At 61.4% G+C, this 6,324-nt stretch carries 6 protein-coding genes; 1 reads left to right on the forward strand and 5 read right to left on the reverse strand.

Annotation, left to right across the window (positions count from 1 at the left end; translation table 11 throughout):
* Positions 1-220: 220 nt before the first annotated feature.
* Positions 221-1,864, forward strand: a complete 1,644-nt coding sequence (mqo, locus tag AC3WWR_RS09320) for a malate dehydrogenase (quinone) (RefSeq protein WP_020796356.1) — start codon at positions 221-223, stop codon at positions 1,862-1,864.
* Between the two features lie 442 nt (positions 1,865-2,306).
* Here mqo and AC3WWR_RS09325 read toward each other — a convergent pair whose 3' ends face one another.
* The 5 genes from AC3WWR_RS09325 to AC3WWR_RS09345 all read right to left on the reverse strand — a co-directional run.
* Entirely contained in the window at positions 2,307-2,759 is a 453-nt protein-coding gene (locus AC3WWR_RS09325) for a hypothetical protein (protein ID WP_083349295.1), read from the reverse strand.
* A gap of 100 nt (positions 2,760-2,859) precedes the next feature.
* Complete coding sequence (locus AC3WWR_RS09330; RefSeq protein WP_020796353.1) at positions 2,860-3,354, reverse strand: PaaI family thioesterase; 495 nt, start codon at positions 3,352-3,354, stop codon at positions 2,860-2,862.
* Positions 3,355-3,502: 148 nt separating this feature from the next.
* On the reverse strand, positions 3,503-4,681 hold the full coding sequence (locus AC3WWR_RS09335; RefSeq protein ID WP_432668278.1) for a trans-sulfuration enzyme family protein: 1,179 nt from the start codon (positions 4,679-4,681) through the stop codon (positions 3,503-3,505).
* Positions 4,678-6,054, reverse strand: a complete 1,377-nt coding sequence (locus AC3WWR_RS09340; RefSeq protein ID WP_492598655.1) for a pyridoxal-phosphate dependent enzyme — start codon at positions 6,052-6,054, stop codon at positions 4,678-4,680. Before AC3WWR_RS09340 ends, AC3WWR_RS09335 begins: the two co-directional genes overlap by 4 nt.
* A 52-nt stretch (positions 6,055-6,106) precedes the next feature.
* Positions 6,107-6,324: hypothetical protein (locus tag AC3WWR_RS09345; RefSeq protein WP_492598656.1), on the reverse strand; the 218-nt coding region annotated here is incomplete at its 5' end.

Below are 6,324 nucleotides of genomic sequence, written 5' to 3' on the forward strand. Positions count from 1 at the left end.
GTCGCTCAAGTAGCTGAAGCCAAAAAAGATAAAAAGTCAGTTCAGTAGGGACATATAACTGGGGTCGATGCAGTCAATCGGCCTTGTGTGCCCACCTTCCAGCCGTCATGTGCAGCCGTTATGTACGAGAACCCGCGGCAGACTTGCCTGAATGCCGTGAGACAAGCGGCCTGCGATCGCAGTTGGAAGGGCGGATGGCGTTTTATCATAGGTGCTACAGATGTTTAAGAAAGTGAACACGGCCCTGCTGGGGCTGGCCTTGTCGTTGGGGATGACGACAGCCCAGGCCGAAGAAGCCAAGAAAGTCGACGTGCTGTTGATCGGCGGCGGCATCATGAGCGCAACCCTCGGTGTGTGGCTCAATGAGCTGGAACCCGGCACCTCGATGGAAATGATCGAGCGCCTCGACGGCGTCGCCCAGGAAAGCTCCAACGGCTGGAACAACGCCGGTACCGGTCACTCTGCCTTGGCCGAGTTGAACTACACCCCGGAAGACGAGAAAGGCAACGTCTCGATTCCCAAGGCCGTTGAAATCAACGAAGCGTTCCAGATCTCCCGTCAGTTCTGGGCCTGGCAGGTCCAGCAAGGCGTGCTGAAGAACCCGCGTTCGTTCATCAACTCCACACCGCACATGAGCTTCGTGTGGGGCGATGACAACATCAAGTTCCTGAAAAAGCGCTACGAAGCCCTGCAGGCAAGCCCGCTCTTCGCCGGCATGCAGTACTCCGAAGACCCGGCCGTGATCAAGAAGTGGGTCCCGCTGATGATGGAAGGGCGTGACCCGAACCAGAAAATCGCGGCCACCTGGTCTCCGATCGGTACCGACGTGAACTTTGGCGAAATCACCCGCCAGTTCGTTGCACACCTGCAGACCACGCCGAAATTCGACCTGAAACTGTCCAGTGAAGTGCAGGACATCAGCAAGAACGCCGACGGCAGCTGGCGCGTCAGCTACAAAAACCTGAAAGACGGCAGCAAATCCGAAACCGACGCCAAGTTCGTGTTCATCGGCGCTGGCGGCGGTGCCCTGCACCTGCTGCAGAAGTCCGGCATTCCTGAAGCCAAGGAATACGCAGGCTTCCCGGTGGGCGGCTCGTTCCTGGTGACCGAGAACCCGACCATCGCCGAACAACACCTGGCCAAGGCCTACGGCAAGGCTTCGGTTGGCGCACCGCCGATGTCGGTTCCGCACCTGGATACCCGCGTGCTGGATGGCAAGCGCGTGATCCTGTTTGGCCCATTCGCGACCTTCAGTACCAAGTTCCTGAAAGAGGGTTCGTACCTGGACCTGCTGACCACCACCACCACGCATAACGTGTGGCCAATGACCAAGGTCGGCATCAAGGAATACCCGCTGGTCGAGTACCTTGCCGGTCAACTGATGCTGTCGGACGAAGACCGCCTCAACGCCCTGAAGGAATACTTCCCGAATGCCAAGGCCGAGGACTGGCGCCTGTGGCAAGCCGGCCAGCGCGTGCAGATCATCAAGCGTGATGAAGCTGCCGGTGGCGTACTGAAACTGGGCACCGAAATCGTCGCTTCGCAAGACGGCACCATCGCCGGCCTGCTGGGCGCGTCCCCAGGCGCTTCGACCGCCGCACCGATCATGCTGACCGTGCTGCAGAAAGTGTTCAAGGACAAGGTCGCGACCCCGGCCTGGCAGGAAAAACTGCATCAAATCGTGCCGAGCTACGGCACCCAGCTCAACGCCAGCCCTGAAAAGGTTGCCGAGGAATGGGCCTACACCGCCAAGGTGCTGGAACTGACTCCACCACCTGCGATCGGCCAGGCTGTGGCTCCGGCTGTCGAGGCTGAAAAAGCCAAGGCACCGAAAGAGAATGCTGCGGCGGACATGGCGCTGTAACTGAGCGCTTGATCAAAAAGCCCACTGAGCCAGGGATGGCCAGTGGGCTTTTTTGTAACCCCTGCAATAAATCCCTGTAACTGTAGGAGCGAGCATGCTCGCGATGAACCTGAGATCGCCGCGGGGTGTCAGGCTTCCCGCGTAATCGTTGACGACCATCGTCGGAACGCCGCCCGGAGCGTGCTCGCTCCTACAGGTCATTGGTTCCATCTGTATCATCTGATCCGTATTTTTCAGCGCTTTCTGACGCTGTAATGCAATCAGTTCGAGCCCCACAATGACGGCAAGTTGCGCAGCGGTAGCCGCGGTGCACCGCACTTTCGAAATGTTGGAGGCTCTATGGGCAAGATGGCGATTTTCCTCGGTGGTTTTCTGGTGTTGACCATTCTGATCGGCGTGCTCGCAACGATTTCGCCGGTGTGAGGCCCGCAGGTGCGAGCGCCTACTTCGCCGGACCTTGTTGCTTGATGTTCCCACAGAAAATATCGACGTTGCCGTCTGTCGCTGCGGTTCGCACGACGATGTGATAGTCACCGGACAGCAAGACAGGCAGGGCCACAGGGACGCTTCTGGAAAACGACCAGCCGCGAATCGGCTGGCGTTCGGTGTTGACCTTGTCATTCATGGCGTACGCGACGGGGCCGGGTTGCTGGCAGCTGCCCTTGTTGATGAAGCTGTAGAGACGCAGGGGCAGGGCGGCACCGCTTGGTACACCACTGATGAAGAAACTCAGCCCAGTTTGTTGGTCCCACTCGGACAACGTGACATTGCCGATCTGACCGGTGTTCTGCCGAGTAGGATCCAGGGTGACCGACACACTCTGCCTGGATGAGGTGGCACAGCCGAGCAGGCTGGCGCAAATCAACAGCGCCGCCAGTGAATGTCTGAGCTTCATGGCCAAACTCCTGTGTTGAAAAACGGCAAATGGAGATTAGCGGGTATCGCTCATTTTTCGAGTGCTGGCGGCTTCCACAGGGATCTGCGGCAATAAACACCTACCGCCCGTGCGCGGTGTCTGCCAGTTGCGCGGTATCGACCCGTACGAAGATGGAGTCGCCCACCGCGGTCAGCACATCCCCGGCAAAGACTTCGCAGATGACCCGCGTCTTGCGTCCGACTTCACCTTCCACCCGCGCCCGCAGAGTGAGCGGGATGCCCATGGGCGTCGGCTTGATGAACTTGATGCCGAGGTTGCCGGTGACGCAATTGATGCGCGGCAGGCTGGCCACTTCGCGGTTTTCCGCGCGGTAGTGATAAGCCATGACCGCCCAGTTGGAGTGGCAGTCGACCAACATGGCGATCAGTCCGCCGTAGACCAGGTCCGGCCAGCCGCAGTATTTGGCATCGGGCACGTGCTCGGCCATGACATGCACGCCGTCCTCATGCCAGTAGCTCTTGATGTGCAGCCCGTGGGGGTTGCTGCTGCCGCAGCCGTAGCACACGCCATCGGGCGCGGCGGCGTCTTGCAGGGAGGTGTCGAGGTTGGACATGTGTCGATTATCCGCAAAAATTTAGACCAATAATGGGTACCACCGTAGGAGCCAGGCTTGCCGGCGAACCAGACGCCGCGGTGTATCTGTCGCACCGCGTTATCGTTCTTCGCCGGCAAGCCTGGCTCCTACAAGATTTGTATACCCCTTAAATCCGGGTTAACGCCTGCGCCAAGTCTGCACGCAAGTCTTCGATATCCTCAACCCCCACGGACAACCGCACCAGCGCATCGCCGATGCCCAACTGCGCGCGGGTTTCCACCGGGATGGTCGCGTGGGTCATGATCGCCGGGTGTTCGATCAGGCTTTCCACGCCGCCCAGGCTTTCAGCCAGGGCAAAAATGTGCACGTTTTCCAGGAAGCGCCGGGAGCCGGCCAGGTCAGTGTTCAAGTCGACGGAAATCATCCCGCCGTAGCCGCGCATCTGCTGCCGCGCCAGCTCATGTTGCGGGTGCGAGGGCAGGCCGGGGTAATAGACGCGGGCGACTTGTGGTTGACGTTCCAGCCATTGCGCCAGATCCAGCGCATTGCTGCAGTGGCGCTCCATGCGCAACGCCAGGGTCTTGACCCCGCGCAGGGTGAGGAAGGCGTCGAATGGTCCGGCGATGGCGCCCACCGCGTTCTGCAGGAAGCCCAGGCGCTCGGCCAGCTCGGCGTTCTGCCCGACCACGGCGATGCCGCCAATGACGTCGGAGTGGCCATTGAGATACTTGGTGGTCGAATGCAGCACGATGTCGAAGCCCAGTTCCAGCGGGCGTTGTATCCACGGGCTGGCAAAGGTGTTGTCCGCCACGCAGATGATGCCGCGGTCGCGGCAGGTGCGGGCGATGGTGGCAAGGTCGGTGAGGCGCAGCAGGGGGTTGCTCGGCGTCTCGACCATGACCATGCGTGTGTCGTCCTGCAAGGCGGCCTCGAAGGCGGCGAGGTCGGTCAGGTCGACAAAGCTGAAGCGATGCCCGGCACTGCGCTGGCGCACCTTGTCGAACAGGCGGAAGGTGCCGCCGTACAGGTCATTTCCGGAGACGATGTGCGAGCCGGCGTCGAGCAGTTCCAGCACCGTGGAAATGGTCGCCAGGCCCGAGGCGAAGGCAAAGCCCCGGGTGCCGCCTTCGAGGTCCGCCACGCAGCGTTCCAGCGCCCAGCGCGTCGGATTGTGCGAACGCCCGTAGTCCAGCCCCTTGTGCACGCCAGGGCTCTGCTGCAGATAGGTGGAGTTGGCGTAGATCGGCGGCATCAGCGCGCCGGTCGACGGGTCCGGCGTTTGCCCCGCATGGATCACGCGGGTGGCGAAGCCCCGTGGCGGGGCATTTTCATCGTGCTGACTCATGTCAGGGATCTCCGCAGGTGATTGAGCATGTCGGTTCGGGTGATCAGGCCATGAAAACCTGAGGCATCCTGGATAATCGCCACCAGTCCACGGCCCAGTTCCGCCTCCAGATCCGCCAGTGAGGCGTCGGGTGCCAGGGTTTGCAATTTGTCGGTCATGGCGCTGGAGACGGTCTTGCGAAAGTGCGTAGCGTCTTCATGCACGCCCAGCAGGATGTCGGACTCGTCGATCACACCGACCAGTTGCTTGCCGCTCACCAGCACCGGCAGTTGCGACACATCCGCCAGGCGCATGCGCTGGAACGCGGTGAGCAGGGTGTCGTCGGGGCCGACGCTGATCACCCGGCCGTCCTCGAAGCGCCGCGCGATCAGGTCGCGCAGGTCGCCGTACTGCTTGCTTTTCAGCAGCCCCTGATCGTTCATCCACTGGTCGTTATAGACCTTCGACAAGTAACGCGTACCGGTGTCGCAGACGAAGCTGACCACCCGTTTCGGTTGGGTCTGCTCGCGGCAGTAGCGTAATGCCGCCGCCAACAGGGTGCCGGTCGACGAACCGCCGAGAATGCCCTCGGCGCGCAGCAACTGGCGGGCATGATCGAAGCTTTCCTCGTCGCTGATCGAATAGGCGTGGCGCACGCTGGACAGGTCGGCAATCGACGGAATGAAGTCTTCGCCGATGCCTTCGACGGCCCAGGAGCCCGGCGTGCCAAGGGTGCCGCTGCGGCTGTATTCGGCCATCACCGAGCCGACCGGGTCGGCCAGGACCATTTCCAGTTCCGGTTGCACACGGCTGAAGAACCGGGTCAGCCCGGTCAGCGTGCCGGCTGAACCCACGCCGACCACGATGGCATCGACATCATGCTGGGTTTGCGCCCAGATCTCCGGTGCGGTACTGCACTCATGGGCCAGTGGGTTGGCCGGGTTGTTGAACTGGTCGGCGAAGAAGGCGTCGGGGATTTCACTGGCCAGGCGTCCGGCAACGTCCTGGTAGTACTCCGGATGGCCCTTGCCGACATCGGAACGGGTGATATGCACCTCGGCGCCCATGGCCTTGAGGTGCAGGACCTTCTCGGTGGACATCTTGTCCGGCACCACCAGCACCACCCGATAACCCTTGGCGCGGCCGACCAGTGCCAGGCCGAGGCCGGTGTTGCCGGCCGTGGCTTCGACGATGGTGCCACCGGGTCGCAGGCGGCCGTCGCGTTCGGCGGCGTCGATCATGGCAAGGCCGATGCGGTCCTTGATCGAACCGCCGGGGTTCTGGGATTCGAGCTTGAGAAACAGCGTGCACGGGCCGGTATCGAAACGGCTGACGCGCACCAGGGGCGTGTTGCCGATCAGTTCGAGTACGGCGGGGCGGGAGTCTTGGGGCATGTCGTCACCTCGTTGCGCTAGCACCATGGATGGACAAGAAGACGGCGGCGAATCATCGCACCGGTCTTGAAATTGTTGTGTCTGGACCATAGGCCGGGATCGCCAGACTCGCAACCGTCTGATCGAAAGTGCCCGCTGGGATGTATTTGAGAATTGGATTGGGGGGATATCCGTTGCTGCGGTAACGTCGGCTTATGGTTTCGCCCTTACGGCGAGTCCCTTTTTCAAACGCCAAAAAGGAACCAAAAGGCTTTGCCCCACCACTCGGTG

The organism is Pseudomonas sp. EB271-G4-1 (genome assembly GCF_058791355.1).

Coding starts and splice junctions, on each gene's coding strand:
- mqo (WP_020796356.1), top strand. CDS start 221: ATGTTTAAGAAAGTGAACACGGCCCTGCTGGGGCTGGCCTTGTCGTTG.
- AC3WWR_RS09325 (WP_083349295.1), bottom strand. CDS start 2,759: ATGAAGCTCAGACATTCACTGGCGGCGCTGTTGATTTGCGCCAGCCTG.
- AC3WWR_RS09330 (WP_020796353.1), bottom strand. CDS start 3,354: ATGTCCAACCTCGACACCTCCCTGCAAGACGCCGCCGCGCCCGATGGC.
- AC3WWR_RS09335 (WP_432668278.1), bottom strand. CDS start 4,681: ATGAGTCAGCACGATGAAAATGCCCCGCCACGGGGCTTCGCCACCCGC.
- AC3WWR_RS09340 (WP_492598655.1), bottom strand. CDS start 6,054: ATGCCCCAAGACTCCCGCCCCGCCGTACTCGAACTGATCGGCAACACG.